General features: G+C 64.8%; 20 protein-coding genes. 10 read left to right on the forward strand and 10 right to left on the reverse strand.

Going from position 1 to position 17,740, the window contains the following annotated elements; genetic code table 11:
* Positions 1-25: 25 nt before the first annotated feature.
* From ABDV78_RS17620 to ABDV78_RS17640, 5 genes are all read right to left on the reverse strand, one after another.
* Positions 26-937, reverse strand: a complete 912-nt coding sequence (locus tag ABDV78_RS17620; RefSeq protein ID WP_066707232.1) for a replication initiation protein — start codon at positions 935-937, stop codon at positions 26-28.
* Positions 938-1,731: 794 nt separating this feature from the next.
* Entirely contained in the window at positions 1,732-3,282 is a 1,551-nt protein-coding gene (locus tag ABDV78_RS17625) for a type IV secretory system conjugative DNA transfer family protein (protein ID WP_083956695.1), read from the reverse strand.
* Positions 3,282-3,563, reverse strand: a complete 282-nt coding sequence (locus ABDV78_RS17630; protein WP_066707234.1) for a hypothetical protein — start codon at positions 3,561-3,563, stop codon at positions 3,282-3,284. Before ABDV78_RS17630 ends, ABDV78_RS17625 begins: the two co-directional genes overlap by 1 nt.
* Positions 3,560-3,784, reverse strand: a complete 225-nt coding sequence (locus ABDV78_RS17635; protein WP_066707237.1) for a conjugal transfer protein TraD — start codon at positions 3,782-3,784, stop codon at positions 3,560-3,562. Before ABDV78_RS17635 ends, ABDV78_RS17630 begins: the two co-directional genes overlap by 4 nt.
* Before the next feature lie 13 nt (positions 3,785-3,797).
* Positions 3,798-4,127 carry a conjugal transfer protein TraD gene (locus ABDV78_RS17640; RefSeq protein ID WP_066707240.1) on the reverse strand — a complete coding sequence of 110 codons (330 nt, stop codon included), beginning with the start codon at positions 4,125-4,127 and terminating at the stop codon, positions 3,798-3,800.
* Between the two features lie 174 nt (positions 4,128-4,301).
* Between ABDV78_RS17640 and traA the strand changes: the two genes are divergently transcribed.
* Together traA and ABDV78_RS17650 are read left to right on the forward strand one after the other, a co-directional pair.
* Positions 4,302-7,217 (forward strand): Ti-type conjugative transfer relaxase TraA, encoded by a 2,916-nt coding sequence (gene traA, locus ABDV78_RS17645; protein ID WP_066707242.1) that lies wholly within the window; start codon positions 4,302-4,304, stop codon positions 7,215-7,217.
* 6 nt (positions 7,218-7,223) lie between these two features.
* The gene (locus ABDV78_RS17650; protein ID WP_088184517.1) at positions 7,224-7,958 is read left to right on the forward strand and encodes a DUF6118 family protein; all 735 of its coding nucleotides are present in this window, start codon (positions 7,224-7,226) and stop codon (positions 7,956-7,958) included.
* 81 nt (positions 7,959-8,039) lie between these two features.
* Here ABDV78_RS17650 and ABDV78_RS17655 read toward each other — a convergent pair whose 3' ends face one another.
* The 3 genes from ABDV78_RS17655 to ABDV78_RS17665 form a co-directional block, all read right to left on the reverse strand.
* Positions 8,040-8,735, reverse strand: a complete 696-nt coding sequence (locus tag ABDV78_RS17655) for a DUF2490 domain-containing protein (protein ID WP_083956696.1) — start codon at positions 8,733-8,735, stop codon at positions 8,040-8,042.
* Positions 8,736-8,801: 66 nt separating this feature from the next.
* A complete protein-coding gene (gene chrA, locus ABDV78_RS17660; protein ID WP_083956697.1) occupies positions 8,802-10,031 on the reverse strand; it encodes a chromate efflux transporter in 1,230 nt (409 codons plus the stop codon).
* A gap of 12 nt (positions 10,032-10,043) precedes the next feature.
* Positions 10,044-11,003 (reverse strand): chromate resistance protein ChrB domain-containing protein, encoded by a 960-nt coding sequence (locus ABDV78_RS17665; protein ID WP_242122069.1) that lies wholly within the window; start codon positions 11,001-11,003, stop codon positions 10,044-10,046.
* A gap of 66 nt (positions 11,004-11,069) precedes the next feature.
* On the opposite strand from ABDV78_RS17665, the gene ABDV78_RS17670 reads away from it, so the two are divergent.
* From ABDV78_RS17670 to ABDV78_RS17680, 3 genes are read left to right on the forward strand one after another with little or no spacing between them, the layout of a single operon-like run.
* Positions 11,070-11,444, forward strand: coding sequence for a Rap1a/Tai family immunity protein (locus tag ABDV78_RS17670; protein WP_088189746.1), 375 nt, complete (start codon positions 11,070-11,072; stop codon positions 11,442-11,444).
* Between the two features lie 17 nt (positions 11,445-11,461).
* Positions 11,462-12,394 carry a DUF1259 domain-containing protein gene (locus tag ABDV78_RS17675; RefSeq protein ID WP_242122070.1) on the forward strand — a complete coding sequence of 311 codons (933 nt, stop codon included), beginning with the start codon at positions 11,462-11,464 and terminating at the stop codon, positions 12,392-12,394.
* 3 nt (positions 12,395-12,397) lie between these two features.
* Positions 12,398-12,739, forward strand: coding sequence for a Rap1a/Tai family immunity protein (locus ABDV78_RS17680; protein WP_088183015.1), 342 nt, complete (start codon positions 12,398-12,400; stop codon positions 12,737-12,739).
* 187 nt (positions 12,740-12,926) lie between these two features.
* Here ABDV78_RS17680 and ABDV78_RS17685 read toward each other — a convergent pair whose 3' ends face one another.
* The gene (locus ABDV78_RS17685) at positions 12,927-13,406 is read right to left on the reverse strand and encodes an acyl-ACP desaturase (protein WP_051693705.1); all 480 of its coding nucleotides are present in this window, start codon (positions 13,404-13,406) and stop codon (positions 12,927-12,929) included.
* 211 nt (positions 13,407-13,617) lie between these two features.
* Between ABDV78_RS17685 and ABDV78_RS17690 the strand changes: the two genes are divergently transcribed.
* From ABDV78_RS17690 to ABDV78_RS17710, 5 genes are all read left to right on the forward strand, one after another.
* Positions 13,618-13,881 (forward strand): PepSY domain-containing protein, encoded by a 264-nt coding sequence (locus ABDV78_RS17690; protein ID WP_255266730.1) that lies wholly within the window; start codon positions 13,618-13,620, stop codon positions 13,879-13,881.
* A 2-nt stretch (positions 13,882-13,883) separates the two neighbouring features.
* Positions 13,884-14,486: a cytochrome b/b6 domain-containing protein gene (locus ABDV78_RS17695; protein ID WP_066707281.1), complete on the forward strand. Its 603-nt coding sequence runs from the start codon at positions 13,884-13,886 to the stop codon at positions 14,484-14,486.
* Positions 14,467-15,153: a response regulator transcription factor gene (locus tag ABDV78_RS17700; RefSeq protein ID WP_066707257.1), complete on the forward strand. Its 687-nt coding sequence runs from the start codon at positions 14,467-14,469 to the stop codon at positions 15,151-15,153. The genes ABDV78_RS17695 and ABDV78_RS17700 overlap by 20 nt, the downstream gene beginning before the upstream one ends.
* Before the next feature lies 1 nt (position 15,154).
* Positions 15,155-16,474 (forward strand): HAMP domain-containing sensor histidine kinase, encoded by a 1,320-nt coding sequence (locus tag ABDV78_RS17705; protein WP_211250653.1) that lies wholly within the window; start codon positions 15,155-15,157, stop codon positions 16,472-16,474.
* A gap of 173 nt (positions 16,475-16,647) precedes the next feature.
* Positions 16,648-17,358 carry a VIT family protein gene (locus ABDV78_RS17710; RefSeq protein WP_066707260.1) on the forward strand — a complete coding sequence of 237 codons (711 nt, stop codon included), beginning with the start codon at positions 16,648-16,650 and terminating at the stop codon, positions 17,356-17,358.
* Between the two features lie 202 nt (positions 17,359-17,560).
* Here the strand turns inward: ABDV78_RS17710 and ABDV78_RS17715 are convergent, their stop codons facing one another.
* Positions 17,561-17,707, reverse strand: a complete 147-nt coding sequence (locus tag ABDV78_RS17715) for an NTP-binding protein (protein WP_343528802.1) — start codon at positions 17,705-17,707, stop codon at positions 17,561-17,563.
* Positions 17,708-17,740 lie beyond the last annotated feature (33 nt).

Genomic DNA, 17,740 nt, shown 5'->3' on the forward strand with positions numbered 1-17,740 from the left:
CAAAAGTGAGCTTTGGGGTAGGGGCTCACCGTTGGGTGGCGGGCAGGCTAAAATCCACCAACACCGGCATTTCGGGGATACCGCCGCGCAGCTTGGCACGGCGGACGATGCTGTGCTGGTCGATCAGGTTTTGCGCGTCGCGCCGGCCGCTTGATGTTTTCGGAAGCCACATCAGGGCAACCCGCTCAACCTTGCGGCCCTTTTTTATCGGCGTGAAATCGACATAGAAAGGGCAGAGCTTATTGATTTCCTCTTGGGCGACCTTGAGGCAATATTTGTTGAGATCGGCAAAGCGCTCGAGCTTGCCTTCGGGCACGTTGAGCAGACCGCGCAGCTCCGCAATCGTGAACTCTTCGCTCTGTTTGTATTCGAGCCCAATACGGCGCTCGATCATCTCATAGAGGCACAGCGCGTATTTGGACTCGAAGCAATACATCACCTGCGTCTTGAGGCGGGCATAGACCTCGCTGTTGCGCAGTATCTCGATCAGCTCCTCGGGAATGCGGTAATGGAGGAAGCCGTCCTTCTCGAGGCTTTCGTCGCTGGGGCCAAGAAGCTGGACGCGCCGCTTGTAGCTCTTACCGGCCTTTCGGATGGTGACGATGGCAATGGTGCCCATCAGACGCAGCAGCGAGCTTTCGATGCGCTCGTTGCCCTGGTGCGTGCCTTTGAGCGCGGTCTTGGCGATGCGATGGATGATCGGCTCGCCGATACGCTCCCAGGCGTTGGCGATCAGGAGATTGTAGATGCGGCGATCGGCGAGGGTGAGGGGAGTCAGTTCGACAATATCGACCAGCTCGCCAGGCTTGACGATTTCCCCGTAATTGGCCGGATCGAAAGGGTTTCCACGCCCTTTCTGCGCAAGGGTGCGGGCAGGATTATCAACCAAGGCAAGCTCGGCTTTTGCGCCATCCAAAGGTGAGTTAGAGTGAGACATTCGCTCACCTTACCACCAACGGTGAGCTAGGCAATTCCGAAAGCTCGCCGTTCGCTGGATGGTGAGGGATACCCCAAAACTCACCGTGGATCGGACGGTTACCCGAAAGCTCACTGGACTCGACCCCAACGCTCACTTTTACCGACCCCAACACTCACCGAAGGCTACCCCAAAACTCACGCGACTCGACCCTAACGCTCACTTTTCGGGGCCATTTCCCGCAGAAAACCAAGGGTTTCGGAGCCCTGAATCTTGAATCTAAGAAGAATTATTGAATCTGAAGGCCAACGGTGAGCTTTGGGGCAGCCCCGCCTGTGGATAACTTGGGCTCCTGTCGAGGTTTCACCCACCAGCGACATCACACAACGCACGGGCAAGAAAGGACAAACTGAATCGGCCTAACGGCCGATACGCCTTTGTTGATCGCCGGCTACGCCGGCGAGGAACCGGGCAAGCACTTCCAACATCACCAACGTTAGCACCAAGCCGAACTGTCCAAATGGCTTTTCGAGTAAGCCACGCACGACCGACAGCGCAGCATTACGAAGGACGGTGCTTGGCAAATCGGCCGCAGGAGGGCCATTTCCGGCCCGTGGAGCCTCAAAACGACCCGCTGGGAGAGATGGTGCGCCTTGTTCCGCCGATCGGTCCAGCGGGGCGCTGGAGAGGATGGCCGTTACCAGCCCATCGACCAAAAGTGAGGAGATACCCCAAAGCTCACTTTTCGCCGCGATCTGGAAGAAAGTGCAACGGTGTATACGCCTATACAATGACTCGGCGAATGCTCGATATTGCTACACCGGATCGAACAGCCCGGCGAACTCGCGCTGGTCGTAGTAACGGATTTTCTCGACCGCGAGCGGGTGTTCGCCCTGGCGGAGCAGCAGGAGCTGGTCGGGCCGCATCCGCATGATTTCGTCGGGCGTGGCGAGCCGGCGCGTTGAAACATGACCACTGACACTTTCCGAGGGACCGGCCCGGTTCTCGCCCCAGCCCGTGCCGCGTGACGTGCTGACAGTATCATATTCGATCGTGGTGTCGCCGATCGTGCGCGAGAGCATGTCGGCGGTCGCATGATCGTTGACCCCGAACGTCTGGATCACGCCCGCGTTGGACATGAACGTGCCGGCGCGCTCGCCATAGGTGGCCTTGAGCTGGTGCATGTCCTGAAGGATCGGCCAGAGCTGGAGGCCATAGCCCGCCATCAGCCCCATCGCCCGCTCGACCGGCTCCAGCCGGCCGAGCGCAGCGAACTCATCGAGCAGGAACAGCACGGGCCGGGCAGGGCGGGCGGTGGACCGCGCCATGTCGCTGACGGCCTGGCTCACCAGCAGCCGCAACCAGCGGGCATAGGTATCGAGCCGATCGGGCGGCAGGCACAGGAACACGGTGGCGGTCGTGTCCTTCAACCCGGCGAAGGTGAAATCCGACGCGGCCGTGCTGGCGACGATGCGCGGGCTGTCGAGAAAGTGGGTGTGGCGCTGCGCCGAGGACAGCACGCCGGCCGCTTCGCGATCAGACTTGCCGAGCTGGCGGTTGGCGGCGCGGGCGATCAGGCCACCGGCGCCGGCACTGTCCTGCATATCGGCGAGCAGCGCGGCGAAGCCGGCAGGGGCGAGCGTCAGCTTGTCGCGCACGACGGCAAGCACGCGGCGATCGGCGGGTTCGTGGACGACGGTGTGCAGGATCAGCCCGGCGATCAGCGCCTTGGCTTCCTCGTTCCAGTGGGCTTCGCCCGATTGTCCCGGCGCGTCGTGGACCAGCGCGTCGGCGAGGGTGTTGGCATCTTCCGCAAGATCGAGGCTGGCGGGATCGAGCCGGTCGAGCGGATTATAGCGGGCAGGGGGCTGACCCGACACGCCGAACGGATCGAGGCACCAGACCTTTCCCTTGGCGGCACGCGCCCGGGCGGTGACGCGAGCATTCTCACCCTTGGGGTCGATGCAGATCACTGAGCGATCGAGCAGCAACAGGTTGGGGATGATCGTGCCGACGCCCTTGCCCGAGCGGGTGGGTGCCATCGTCAGCAGATGCGCAGCGCCGTCGTAGTGGAGCAGCTTGCCCGACTTCGCCGAGCGGCCGATCAGGAGATCCCCGTTCGCCTCCAGCTTCCGCACGTCGGTACGGTCGCCGAAACGAGCGGAGCCGAGCAGATCGTTGCGCTGGTTGGCGGCACGTCGGTTGAAGCGCCAGGCCAGGAACAGGATCGCGCCGGCCAGCAGAAACGGAATGTCGGTCGCGATCTCGCCATAACCGAAAATGCTCTTGAGCCAGGCGTTGCTCGCCATCAGCACCACGAAGGCGACGAAGACCGCGAACAGCGGGCTGATCCGTCGCCTGGGCATCAGTGCGCTTCCATCGGCGTGACCGGCAGGGACCGATCGGCGTCGGGATGATCGAGCAGCCGGAGCAGGATTTGTGAGACGAGGGGAGGGGGCACGCCCTCATCCAGCATCATCGCGAAAAACGCATCGTCGTTAGGCGTCGGGACCATATTCTCGATGACCAGGTTGGCGCGCGAGTCCGCCATGTCCTCGTGCCACATGGCGACTTCCGCCGGTGTGCCGCGCACGAAATCCATCGCGCGGACCTGGCGGCGGATCGCCTCGATATCAAAATCGCTCATGGCGCTTCGCTCCCTTCCGCTTCCGCGTCGAACGCCCGCTTGCCGCGCCGCTTCCACAGCGCCAGCACGTCGCTGGAATCGTCGCCGCGACCACGCCCGGCGAGATCGAGCAGCGCGCCGTAAAGGGTGGCGCGATCGTCGTCGGTCAGATCGACCAGGCCGGCTTTCTGGACCAGCCCGCCCAGCTCAATCAGGTGGCGTGTCCGTTCGCGACGTTGCACGACCCAGCCCCTACTATCCGTTCGTCGTTCCGCCGCTTCCGCCCGCAGCGTCGCTGCCCGGTTCAGCCGCAGTCCTCGATCCGTCGATTGCAGCAGCGCCAGCACCTTTGCGCCCGCGCCGTTGAAAGAAGGCCGCGCCCTTCGCGCGCCATGCCTCCTTCGCGTCCGCATCCTTCGATCCGATCGCATCGAGCAGCACGCCGGCGAGGGTTTCCGCATCGAGCGCATCGGCCCCGGTTGCGGCGACAAGCTGGCCCAACTGTTCGACCCGCTTCGCCTTGAGGGATCGTGCCTTGTCGTCCAGCGCCTTCAGCTCGGCATCGTAATCGCGAACCTTCCGCATCGCCTTCCCCCTTCCGTGCATTGATAACCAGCATTCTAGCGCACCCAGCTTGAGGGTAAAGCCGGAACGATCAGGAAGCAGCACCAAGTCAGTCAGGAGGAGCGAAGCGGAGGATGAGTGCGCGCTTATACGTCGTTGCCGACGTGCGCTAAGTAGGGCAGTGTGCGGAGCGTCATGGCGATCTACCACTTCTCCGCCAAGGTTGTGAGCCGCGCGAACGGATCGAGTGCGGTTGCGAGCGCCGCCTATCGTTCCGCGTCCGAGCTGCACGATGATCGGCTGAACCGCGATCACGATTTCAGCAACAAGGCGGGCGTGATCCACTCCGAGGTGATGTTGCCAGAGGGCGCACCGGAGCGTTTAAACGACCGCACAACCTTGTGGAACGAGGTGGAGGCAGGCGAGAAGCGCAAGGACGCGCAGCTTGCCCGCGAGGTGGAGTTCTCGATTCCGCGCGAGATGAACGAGAAGCAGGGCGTCCAGCTCGCCCGCGATTTCGTGAAGAAGCAGTTTGTCGATCGCGGGATGGTCGCGGACCTGAACGTGCATTGGGACAAGGCGAAGGACGACACGCCCAAGCCGCACGCGCATGTAATGATGACGATGCGCGAAGTCGGTCCGGAGGGGTTCGGGAAGAAGAACCGGGATTGGAACAGCACCGAGCTGCTGAAGGACTGGCGCGAGGCGTGGAGCGCGCATGTCAACGAGCGCATGGCCGAGCTGGGGCTTGAGGGCCGGATCGATCATCGCTCCTATGAGGCGCAGGGGATCGGGCTGGAGCCGCAACACAAGATCGGACCCGCAGCATCGCGCCGGCCGGAGCAGGGACTTGAGGCGGAGCGGATCGAGGATCACACGCGCATCGCCCGCGAGAACGGCGAGAAGATCATCGCCAACCCCAATGTCGCGCTGGACGCGATCATGCGGCAGCAGGCCACGTTCACCACCCGCGACCTTGCGACGTTCGCGTTCCGACACAGCGACGGCAAGGAGCAGTTCGACCAGGTGATGGGGGCGGTGCGCGCCAGCCCCGAGCTGGTCGCGTTGGGGAAGGACGGTCGCGACCAGGAGCGGTTTACTTCCCGCGATATGATCGCGGTGGAGAATCGGCTTGAGCGTGCCGGCGACGAGCTGGCAGGCCGTATCGGGCATGGCGTCGGCGACCGGCAGCGTGACGCCGCGATCAGCGCGGCCGAGGGGCGTGGTCTTGTCCTGTCGGCCGAGCAGCGTGACGCCTTCGATCATGTTACCGGCGACGTGGGGCTGGCGTCCGTCGTCGGCTATGCCGGCAGCGGTAAATCTGCGATGCTTGGCGTCGCGCGCGAGGCTTGGGAGGGGCAGGGCTACACGGTGCGCGGCGCGGCCTTGTCGGGCATCGCGGCCGAGAATCTTGAGGGTGGGTCCGGCATCCAGTCCCGCACCATCGCCAGCCTTGAACACGCATGGGGGCGGGGGCGTGAGCAGCTAGGTCCCAAGGACGTGCTGGTGGTGGACGAGGCCGGTATGATCGGCTCGCGTCAGATGGAGCGGGTGCTGTCCCAGGCACGCGATGCCGGGGCCAAGGTCGTAATGGTCGGCGACCCCGAGCAGTTGCAGGCGATCGAGGCGGGCGCGGCGTTCCGCAGCGTCACCGAGCGCCACGGCGCGGCCGAGATCACCGAGATACGCCGGCAGCGCGAGGACTGGCAGCGTGATGCGACCCGCGCGTTGGCGACCGGGCGCACCGGCGAGGCGATCCATGCCTATGGCGGCAACGGCATGGTCCACGCGGCCGACACGCGCGAGGCGGCGCGGGGCGAGTTGGTCGACGGCTGGGATCGGGCGCGTCAGGCCGAGCCGGGCAAAAGCCGGATCATCCTCACCCACACCAATGCCGAGGTGCAGAGCCTCAATGGCGAGGCGCGCGACCGGTTGCGCGCATCCGGCGACCTTGGCGACGACGTGACAGTGAAGGCCGAGCGCGGCGAGCGGCAGTTCGCGACCGGCGACCGCATCATGTTCCTGCGCAACGAGCGCGGCATGGGGGTCAAGAACGGCACGCTTGCGACGATCGAGCGGGTATCGCCCGAGGGCATGGCGGTGCGCCTCGATGACGGGCGCGGCGTTGCCTTCGACACCAAGGATTATGCCCATGTCGATCATGGCTATGCGGCGACGTTCCACAAATCGCAGGGCGTAACAGTCGATCGTGCTCATGTCCTCGCCACCCCCGGCATGGACCGGCACAGCGCCTATGTCGGCATGTCGCGACACCGCGACGACGTGCAGCTCCACTATGGCCGCGATGACTTCGCCGATCAGCGCCAGCTCGTCCGCGCCCTGTCGCGCGACCGGGGCAAGGACATGGCGGGTGACTATGCCCGGCCCGAGCAGGACCAGGCGCGCGCGTTCGCCGATCGGCGCGAGATCCGGTTCCCGGAACTCGCGCGCCAGGTGGTGGAGAAGGTCCGCAACAAGGCCAGGGGCATGTTCGACGGATTCCGGCCGAAGCCGGCGACCGAGAAGGCGACGTCGCCGGATCGTGTCGCGGCCGATCGGCCGCTGGCATCCTCGCAGGCCCGCGCGATCGAACGCTATGGGCGCGCCGCAGCCGATATAGGCCGGATGCGGGACAAGGGGTTGCCGGTGCTGGCGCACCAGGAACAGGCGCTGGCGAAGGCCGGCGACGCGCTCGACCAGGTGCGGCCGCATGGCGCGCGTGACCTTGCCAGCGCGATCGAGCGCGACCCCCGGCTCGCGCGTGACGCGGCCGAGGGGAACACGGGCGGCGCGGCCAAGGCGATGGAGGCGGAGCGCCAGGTCCGCATCGACCCGGAGAAACGCGCGGGCCGGTTCGTGGAGCAGTGGCAGGGCTTGAAGGAGGCGCGGGCCAGCATGGAGCGTGCTGGCGACCGTGCGGGTGCGGAGCGGCTCGGCAAGCGCATGGAGAGCATCGCGGGCGGGCTGCAACGCGACCCGCAGCTCGAATCTGCTTTGCACCGTCGCGCGCCCGAGCTGGAATTGAAAATGGAGCGCGGCCGGTCGATCGCAAACGAGCTGGCGCAGTCGGTCACGATTGGCCGCGACCGCGACCGTGGCATGAGCCGGTAGGTGACGATGGACGACGATATTCAGGAAGGCGGCGATCCGGCGGAGGCGTTCGACCGGTTGCGCGCCGTCATAGAAGGCCAGGACCGCGAGCTGGCGTTGCTACGCCGTGCCGTGGAGGGATTGGCGGCCGAGCGGGCGCATATCGACGTGCCGGACTATACCGAGACGCTGGGGCGGATGCAGCAAGGCGTGGACGCCACGGCCGACCGGATCGCGGTCATCAATGACGTGATCGCGCGGAGTCCGGCGCTGGCGATGACGCCCGAGCAGATGGCGCAGCGGATCGCCGCAGCGGGCAACGCCGCACGGCGTGAGGACCAGGCGGCGCTCGCCAAAGCGGGCGAGGACAAGGCCCGCATCATGGCCGAGCTTCGCGCCGTCGCCGGGTCCGCATGGACACGGGCGGACCAGAAGAACCGGCAGCTATGGTTCGGGCTGGGCGGCGCGGCGGCGGGCATCCTTGCATGGGCGATCCTGCCCGGCCTCGTCGCGCGCGAGGTCGCGCCGGCGAGCTGGCAATGGCCCGAGCGAATGGCGGCACGGACGCTCGACCTTCCCCGTTGGGAAGCAGGGCAGCGGATGATGCAGAGCGCCAGCTCGACCGCGTTTAGCGCGATCGTCGCGGGCGATAAAATTGTGACGGCGAATCGCGAAATGATCGAAAGGTGCGAGAAGGCCGCGATCAAGACGGGCAAGGCAGTGAGTTGTACAATCAGGATAAAGCCGGAAGAGCAGCGATAGGCGTGGAGAGTACCCGGAATCAGCTGGATTGTGACGGCGAACCGAACTTGCCGACTTCACCACCGTGCCTGTGTGCTTTTGTTAAAGCCCGACGAACAGAGTTGCACTCAACACGTGATTGGTACGATCCTCTCCCCGTCGAAACACGCGTTGGTTCAGATAGCCTGGCTCTATCCGCACCCGGTGCGCGACCGGTACACCAATGCCGACGAAAGTGCGCCACTGGTCCACCCCGTCACGAGCGCCCCAGATCGTCGAGTTCAGATTCAAGAACCCCTCGGTGAAGGCGACCGCCTGCACCGCCCCTTCGCGCGCAATCGGCACCTGCAACCGAACGAACTGGCGCAGTCGCCATCCGGTGTCCTCTCGGCCCTCGATCATACGCTGTTCGAGCCGCGTGCGGCTGATAACCAGCGGAGCTCCGCCCCGTCCCCGAACAGCGGCGAACTGGACCTGCTGCCAGAGCCTGTGTTCATTGACTGTCTGGCCATTAGCAGGATCGGTGCGAATGTAGGCGTAACCGGCGATTGCGTGAGCGTCGCGTGCGATCCGCGCGCCGATCGCCGGCCTTGCTATAAATTGGCTGCCTCCCCCGACATCATCGGTCGCACGGGCCTGCGTTTCAAGCCACAGGAATAGGTCACCGCGTACTGGACCCGTAGCGATTACTGCGCCCCATGCTTGCGTGTCGTCCTGCGCATGAGCGGGAGTACAGAGGGAAGCGCTCCCGACACAAGCGAGCATAAAGGACATTTGTCGAAGGACCGGCATCTTCATCGGCTCTGCTCCCCTTGATGGATTGGACTAGAGATGGTGAGGCTCTGGGCTGCGGTGGCTTGTCGACTAGCTCAGGCCAACCACGCCGATCGCAGCCCCGATCGCCAGCACGACGGGCGTGGCGAGCTTGTTCTTCCAGCGGTACATGACCCCGAGCGCGACAGCGAAGATGAGCGCGCTGGTGACTAGGCTCGGGGTGCGCGCGGCCGTAGTCCGGGCGAGGTCGAGGACCGTCACCACGATCAGGCCGACAACGCCGGCCGCCACCCCAGCAAGGAAGAGCTGCAACCGCTTGTGCTCGACCACGGCTTCCAGCCGATCGTATAACAGGAGCGAGAAGGCGAAGGCGGGAAGGAACATGCCAGCCGTCATCGCTAGCGCGCCCGCGAGCCCGCCGCTGATCCAACCGACGAAAGTGGCGAAGATGACGAGCGGAGCCGGCAGGATGCCCGAAAGGCCAAGTCCGTCGAGGAACTGCGCGTCGGTCATCCAGCCCCGTCCCACCGTGTCGTTCCGGATGAACGGGATCGCGGTGTAGGCTCCGCCGAAGGTGAGGAGCCCGCCCTTCAACCCGGCCCAGAACAGGGCGGCGGTGGTGGGAGCGGGTCCCAGAGCGCCGGCAGCGGCTCCCGTGGCTTCCGGGCCTCCCCCCCAGGTGAGGGCCGCCATGCCGACTGCGAGAGACACCACGACCGTAGCCAAGGCGTAGCGCCCGGTGGAGCCGAGCGCGTAGGCCGCGCCGGCCGCCGGAAGCACGATCCAGAAGCTGACGCCAGCGAGCGATGTAGCCGCCGCCGCAATTGCTGCGGCCCACAGCCACGGGTCGAGCAAGATGTGCTCACCGATGCGATGGACCGCGCGGACAATGACGGCGATCACCGCTGCTTGGACGCCTAGGAATGCGGCTCCGAGGAGCGTTCCTTGGATCGGGAGCCGCGTGTACGCCCAGGCGAGCGCGAGCATGAGCACGAGGCCCGGCAACATAAAGCCGAGTCCTGCGAGAAGGCCCCCCAGCCGTCCTTTGGCGCGGATGCCGAGATGAACGCAGAGTTCATGCGCTTCGGGCCCGGGGAGCACCTGCATGACCGCGAGGAGCTTGTTGAACCGGTCGCTGGGTATCCAGCGCTCCTCGTCCACCAGTTCGCGCCGGATCATTGCAATCTGTGCCACGGGTCCGCCGAACGCCATCATGCCGAAGCGCAAGAAGCGCAGGAATAGCGCGGGATAACTTAGCTCTGGCGGCCGGGCTTCATCCAGGGCCGCGCCCGCCGGGACAGGATGTTCGATGCTTGACATGTCCTGCTCCCCTTATGCGCCGCGTCGCTTGGTGAAATGTGCGTAGAAGCCGTCGAGCGCGCCTGACCCTTGGGCGATGCGCTCAACGTCAACGTCGGTGCCCGCGCAGATGCCGTTGATGAGCGCAGCGATGCCGGCGGTTTCCGGCCTACCGAACTTGTCGTCGGCGATGTCGAGGTCGTGGATGATCTCGGCAAGCGCAACGAGCGCCTGATCGCCATCGAGCCCCGTCCGATATGTCAGCGTTTCGAAGGTGCAGCGGTTGCCTTCGTGTGTGAACTCCGCGTCCGCCATGTCGAAGCGAAGCTCGCCGGGCTCGGGCTGGTAGTCCTTGCCATCCACGAACTTGAAGCTGGGGCTCGGGTCGATGAACCGACGTATGAGCCAGGCCGACGCGATGCGATCGACATGCACGTGACGGCGTGTGACCCAAGTGCGGCCTTTCAGCTCCACGGGCGTCAGCTCCGGCGCTCCCGGTCCGCTCACGTCGGGGTGGCGGCCGGCGCGACCCTCCGCTTGGGTCATCGCGGCGTCCGCCGCCTGCCGTCCGTGCGCCCCGAAGAAGTCGACCCCTGCGATCTCGTCCAGGCGCTTACGCAGGCGCCGAACGTCGGCTGACGACACGTATTCCGCCTCGGCGATCGTCCGCGCTTCGCGCGCCAACTCCTCGTAATCCGCGTCGCGGGCTGCGTCGAACAAGGCGCGAAGCTCCGCGTCAACCATCCCCTCGACCAGCCGGGCCTCCAGGATCAGCGCCTCGCCGCCCCCGGCGGTGATCTCCGCTCTGAGTTCCTCGAAGAGCGCGCGGGTGTCGTCGCGAGCAGGGAGCGCGTGGACGGCATTCTTGAGCGGGGCGGCTCCCATCGCCTGCAAGCGCCGCCATACCCGCACGCGCAGATAGGCGGGCTTGGACGGAAGCTGTGGGATCAGCAGCAGCCAGTCGCGCGGCTCAGGCGAGGAAACATCAGGCATGAAGCACCTGTAACATAGTGACGCAACGAACGTACACTTGTATCGTTTACTTGGATGAGCTAAAACTTGGAGGAGGAGACCGCGATGCGTGCCGTTGGATCAGGTACTGCCGCCATGCTGCCGTGCTCAGCGGCCTCGTCTGCCCCGGCCCAACCACGCTATGAGACGGTAGCGCAGTTCTACCGGACGTGTGCCGACGAGACGAACAGGAAGGCGAACGGCCGCTGCGAGGCGTATCTCGCTGGTGCCGCTGAGACGCTTTCCGCTTTCGGCAACGGCGGCAGCGAAGCCGGAATCTGCGGGCGAGGCGTTCAAGCGGACGAGCTGAGCCGTATCTTCCTGGCGTGGGCGGCAGAGAACCGTCATGCAGCCAACCTGCCCCGGTTGGCGGGTGTGACGATGACGCTACGCCAACGCTTCCCATGCCGACAAACCAATTGAGATCGAGGAGAGAAGCATTGCGTCACTTGTTGCTCCCGCTGGCGATCGCGCTCGCTGCGCCAGCCGCCGCCCAGACAAACCCGCAAGCGGCACCGCCCGAGGCGAACCGCGACAGGTGGGCGCTCGTGGACAAGAGCCTTGGCCGAGCCGGAACGACGCAGCCCGATGGTGTTCGCCGTTATGGCTTCCCCCGCAGTGATCTGAACGTTCAGCTCGACGGTGTGACAATCAAGCCGGCGCTCGCCCTCGGCTCCTGGGCGGCGTTCCACCCCATGGGCGACCAAGTAATGATCATGGGCGACCTCGTGCTGACGCATGAGGAGGTAAATCCGGTCATGAGCCGTTTGCTGGCATCCGGCTTCACGATCACCGCGCTCCACAACCATCTGCTCCGTTCCGCGCCCGCGACCATGTACATGCACATCGGCGGCCATGGTGACCCCGTGAAGCTCGCGACCGCCCTCCGCGAAGCGCTCGCCGCCAGCCGTACACCGATGACGGCACCATCAAGGGACTCGCAGCCGCCGTCCGCTGGCGCGGGCTCGTCGCCGCCAATCGCCCTCGACACCGCCGCGCTCGACCGGCTGATGGATGGCAAGGGCAAGCCCAACGGCGGCGTGTATCAGTTCAGCTTTCCGCGCGCGGAGAAACTGAGCGATGGCGGCATGCCCGCGCCAGCGTCCATGGGCACCGCGACCGCGATCAACTTTCAGCCGACTGGCTCCGGCCGGGCGGCGATCACCGGCGACTTTGTGCTCACCGCGGCCGAGGTCGATCCCGTGCTCCGCGCGCTACGCGCTGGCGGCATCGAGGTGACCGCGCTCCATAATCACATGCTGGATGACCAGCCCCGGCTCTTCTTCATGCACTTCTGGGCGAACGACGATGCTCAGAAGCTCGCACGCGGGCTCCGTGCAGCATTGGACAAAACGAATGTGCAACGGAGCTGACCTATGACACGGAACTGGTGGACGGCGCTGTTCGCCGCAGCCGCGCTGGCGCCTACAGGCGCGCTCGCTCAAGACGAAACACCAAGCGATATGCAGGGTCTGGCGCTGCTCACGAGCTGCCGGGCAGGCGAGCCGGGCTGCGGAGCTTACCTCCAGGGCATAGTTGACATGATGATCGCCCAGCAGAGGGTCTGTGATCCACCTCGTTACAATCGTCATCGGTTACGGACCGCCTATGTGCGCTGGGCGGATGTCAACACCTACTTCCACGACAAGCACATGATGGCGGGCGCAGAGCGCGCAATGAGCGAGACTTGGCCCTGTCGGTCGAACTCACCACAATAACGATATTTGGTGTCGCAACCGGTCGTGGCTGTTGAAAATCTCGCGTTCGAATTGATGTTGCGCGATTAGGGCACTGAGCGCTCTTTCAGGCCCCATTCGGCGGGCGTGTGTTAAAAACCTATCGAACGATCCCGATTTGATGCGCCGGCCCGCCGGGGGGATGGCCGGGCCGGCGCCTGCAGCTGGCTTAGCGACGGGGGAGCTTTGCCAGGGCAGCCTTGTAAGCCGCGTAATGCGTGCCTTCGTCGACCGCGATCTGGCGGAACATCTGCGCCACCTTCTTGTCGCCGGCCGCTTCCGCCTCCTTGGCGAAATTCACGTACATCGTGACATTCTCGTAGTGCTCGCCCTTCATGGCATCTTCGAGGTTCACATTGTTGCTGCTGCCGAGCCGCAGCGCCTGCGCTTCGCGATCGAAGTGCTCGTTGGCCTCGACGTTGGCCGATGCGCGGAAGAGCTTGGCGAGTTCGGGCTTTCCCGCCGCCTGCGCCTGGTCGGCGTACCGCAGATACTTCAGGTTGGCATAAGCCTCCCCGTGCATCGCGGCTTCGAGGTTCGCCCGCGTGCTGGCGGCTAGCGGGCGGGTCGGCGCCGACGGCGCGGCGGTCACGCTGACGGCGAAAATGGTCGCGGCACCGGCGGCAGCGACGATCAGGGACTTCATCATGGTCGATACTCCATTGCCGCCGGAAGTGCGGCTGCCCCGCTATCGACCCCGGTCCTGACGACGACCTGACAGGTCCGCGGCAACCGCATTCTCGAGCCGTCGGAAAAACTCGCTGTGCCGTCAGGTTTCGGTCAGGCGGTGCTGCGATCTCCCGGTCATCGAGGCTATCCCGCCTCTGACAGGAGCTCGTTCGATGATCCGATTTGCCCCCTTGAAGGTCGCAGCCTTTCTCGCCGCCGTCGCAGCTGCGCCGATGGCGATGGCGTCGCCCGTCTGCACCAAGGCGCCTCAGGCCAAATGGATGACGCCGGCACAAATGAAAGGCCGCGTCGCCAAGATGGGCTATCGCGACGTCAAGGTCTTTCAGGTGTCCGGCAGCTGCTACGAAATCTACGCCCACACCAAGGACGGCAAGCGCGCCGAGGTCTATTTCAACCCGGTGAACGGCGCGGTCGTTCAGAACAACGTCGACTGACGATGAGCCACGTCGCTCCAGCGGCTCCTTCCCGAGACCCTGCTCGCAACCGCGGCAGGGTCAAGGTCTGGGACCCGATCGTCCGCATCTTTCACTGGACCGTGGTAGGAGGTGTGATCGCCAACCTGACGTTCCTTCGGCATGAGGAGCCGCCGCATATCTATGTCGGCTACGTTGTCGTCACGGCGCTGGCGATCCGGCTGATCTGGGGTGTTATCGGCCGGCGTTACGCGCAATTCGCCAGCTTCGTGCCAGGCCCGTTCGTGTTGCTGCGCTATTTTCGCGCGATGGCTGCCCGGCGCGAGCCGCGCTACATCGGGCACAACCCGGCCGGAGGCGCAATGATCGTCGTCCTCCTTGTCCTGCTGGCGACGGTGGGGACCAGCGGATGGATGATGGGGCTCGACCAATTCTGGGGTGTGGGCTGGGTCGAGACGTTGCACGAAACCGCCGCCAATGTTCTGATCGGCGCGGTAGCCCTGCATGTCATCGGTGCGATCGTCGAGAGCGTGCGGCACCGGGAAAACCTGCCGCTGGCGATGGTCACTGGCTACAAACGTGCACCAACGGGGACCGACATCGACCATGCGCCTGCTGCTGATTGAAGACAACGCCCGGCTCGGCAGCCTGGTTCGGGACGGCCTGATCCCGCAGGGTTTCGCGGTCGATTGGGTCGAGACCGTCGAGGACGCCGAGCTGGCGATGAAGGTGGCGACATATGACCTGCTACTGGTCGACCTTGGCTTACCCGATGGAGACGGCTTGGACATCGTCCGCCGTTCCCGCCGGGACAAGAATGCGACGCCGATCCTTGTCCTGACCGCGCGAGGTGGCCTCGACGATCGCGTCACCGGACTCGACGCGGGCGCTGACGACTATCTGGTGAAGCCGTTCCAGATTCCCGAGCTCGCGGCGCGGTGTCGTGCCCTGCTGCGACGACCCGGGGCGTCGCTCGGCACCCAGCTCGCCGCGGGCAACGTCGTGCTCGATTGTGCCTCACGGTCGGCCGACGTGGGCGGCGTCGCGATCGACGCGACGCCGCGTGAAATCAACCTGCTCGAAGTTCTGCTCCGCCGCGCCGGACACGTCGTCGCCAAGCCGGCGCTTGAGAATACGCTATATGCGATGGACGCCGAGGTAACGCCCAATGCGTTGGAAGCGGCAGTATCGCGGCTGCGCAAGCGCCTGACCGCCGCCGGGGCGGACGTGCAGGTCCGCACCGTGCACGGCGTCGGCTATGCGCTGTTCGCGCCAAGCGTATCTGGTGAATAGGATGGACGCGGTTCGGCCAAGGCGACGGCCCCCTACGCTGTTCCGACAGATTGCGGCGCGTCTGGCGGCGTTCACGCTGCTGTTCGCAGCACTCGATGTCGGGATCGTCGTGTTCACCTACAGTCGCCAGCCCGAATCGCTCGCGCAGGAATTGCTGACGCTTGAAGCGACGAAGGCTCAGGCAGGCGGCGTGCTGTCGCCCGACCTGCTAACCGGACCGCCGGGGGCCGAATCCTGGTCCGCGCGCTATGTCGAACCGGGATCACCCGAACTCCGGCGGGTAGGGGAAACCGGGATCGACGGCGCGTCAACCCTGGTCGACTGGACGCGGCGCGAACAGACTCCTCGCGGCTATCGGATATCGGGCGTTCGCGCGATCGATCGCGGCGAGGAGCGGCGATGGCTGGCGATGCAGTTCGAGGGCGACGGCATCCGCCCCTATGTGCCGGTGATCGTGAACGAGATCATTCAGCACGTGATGCTGCCGCTGATCCCGTTGTCGCTGTTGCTGTTGCTGTTCAACGTCTTCGCCGTCCGCCGGGTGCTCCAACCGCTCCGCCATGCCGAGCGCGAAGTGGACGCGCTGGAACCCGACAACACCCTGCTTCGCCTTTCGGAGCCGAGTGAGCCGCGAGAGGTCAACACGCTCGTCAGTGCCGTCAATCGGGCGCTCGGTCGGCTCGATGCAGCGATGGCGACTCTGCGGGAGTTCACTGCCAACGCCGCACATGAGCTGCGCACACCGTTGTCGATCATGCAGCTATCGCTCGATCGGCTCCCCGCAGGCAAGCAACGGGACGAACTGCAGGCCGATGCGCGGCACCTGACCCGTCTCGTCGAACAGATGCTCGATCTCGCCCAAGCCGACGCGCTGGCCCTCGATGGCCACGTTGCCATCGATATCGCCGACATCGGCCGGGACGTCGTGGCCGCGATGGCGCCAAAGGTGTTCGCGGCGCAGCGTGATCTACGTTTCGAGAGCTTCGGCGACACCGCGGCGATCGGGCACCCGGAAGCGATCTTCCGCATCTATCGCAACCTGATCGACAATGCGCTGTCACACGCGCCCGGCGTCACGCCCATCGACGTAAGCGCGGGACCCGGTCCACAGCTGACGGTCCGTGACTACGGGCCGGGGATTGCAGAGGTCGATCTTCCGCACGTGTTTGACCGCTTCTGGCGCAAGGATCGCCGCAGCTCTACCGGAGCGGGCCTAGGCCTTGGCATCGTGCAACGGTTGACCGAAGCGCATGGTGGAACGGTCAGCGTCGAAAACGCGACAGGCGGGGGTGCTTCGTTTCGCGTCCGACTCGAGGTCTAGCCTTGAAATTACGGGAGCCATCGCTTTCGTCAGCTGTTCGTCAGGCCCGTGCCGCAACGCACCTGGCGTAGCTACATCGCTCCATCATCCCTGCACTGCTGTCCGGAGCCAAATACAATCCAATTCCCGCCCACTCGGCGGCTCACCGAGTTCGACATACTTTAGGATAGCCAATGACGACCGACGCCATCGATCACGCGCCAGGAGAACATCATCTCGTCCACCGTACAGGCTGGCTTCGCGCAGCGGTGCTCGGTGCCAACGACGGAATCATTTCTGTTTCAAGCCTGATCGTCGGTGTCGCAGCCGCGCCAGGCTCGACTGCGAGCACAGTCCTTGTTGCGGGGGTAGCAGCATTGGTCGGGGGTGCACTGGCGATGGCGGCGGGCGAATATGTTTCGGTCAGTTCGCAGGCGGATACCGAGAACGCTGACCTTGCGCGGGAATCGGCCGAGTTGGAACGTTCGCCCGTGACCGAAACGCGGGAACTGGCCGCAATCTATGAAGGGCGTGGCGTCGAGCCGTCGCTAGCGATTCAGGTGGCCGAACAGATGATGGCACATGACGCTCTGGGAGCGCATCGCCGTGATGAGCTTGGCCTTGCTGACGACGGCGCATCGCAGCCGATGCAGGCCGCGGTATCCTCGGCCTTGGCATTTGCCGCCGGCGCGATCCTACCCGTGATCGCTGCATTAGCACCGCATAGCGCTGTGCTTTATGCGGTACCAGCAACGGCATTGGTGCTGCTTGGCGTGCTGGGTGCGCTTGGAGCGAAGGCGGGCGGCGCCCCGATCGGGCGCGCCATGATCCGGGTGGTTTTACTGGGTGTCCTTGCGATGGGGATGACGGCCCTTATTGGGGCTTTCACCGGGACGGTGGTTTAAAAGCTTTTCGTTGCCCGCGGCGATGCGACACTAGTCCGCACCGCTACGTCCCGAAAACGAGTAAGCAAACGCATCGCCACCCACGCCTATGGTCAGCCCCCCCTTTCGCAAAGCTGATCGTATCCGGCACCACGCTAATTTGTTGCCGAAGTTTCCCGAAGCCTCCACCGTAACTGTCTTTGGCCGTGAAGCGACGGGGCACTCACAGCGCACACCAACCGCCAGAAAAACGACCGGTTTTCTGGCGGTAGCGGTTGTCATTTTCAGAAGACGACTGCACCAGTTGATTGGGCGTAATGGCTGTTGTGCAGCCAGCTCCTGACAGTTCAATATCAGAAGTGATCTGCACCAATCTCGACTATGCTCAATACTCGTGTGCACC

The organism is Sphingomonas sp. (assembly GCF_039594485.1).
In the GTDB taxonomy this organism is placed as follows: domain Bacteria; phylum Pseudomonadota; class Alphaproteobacteria; order Sphingomonadales; family Sphingomonadaceae; genus Sphingomonas.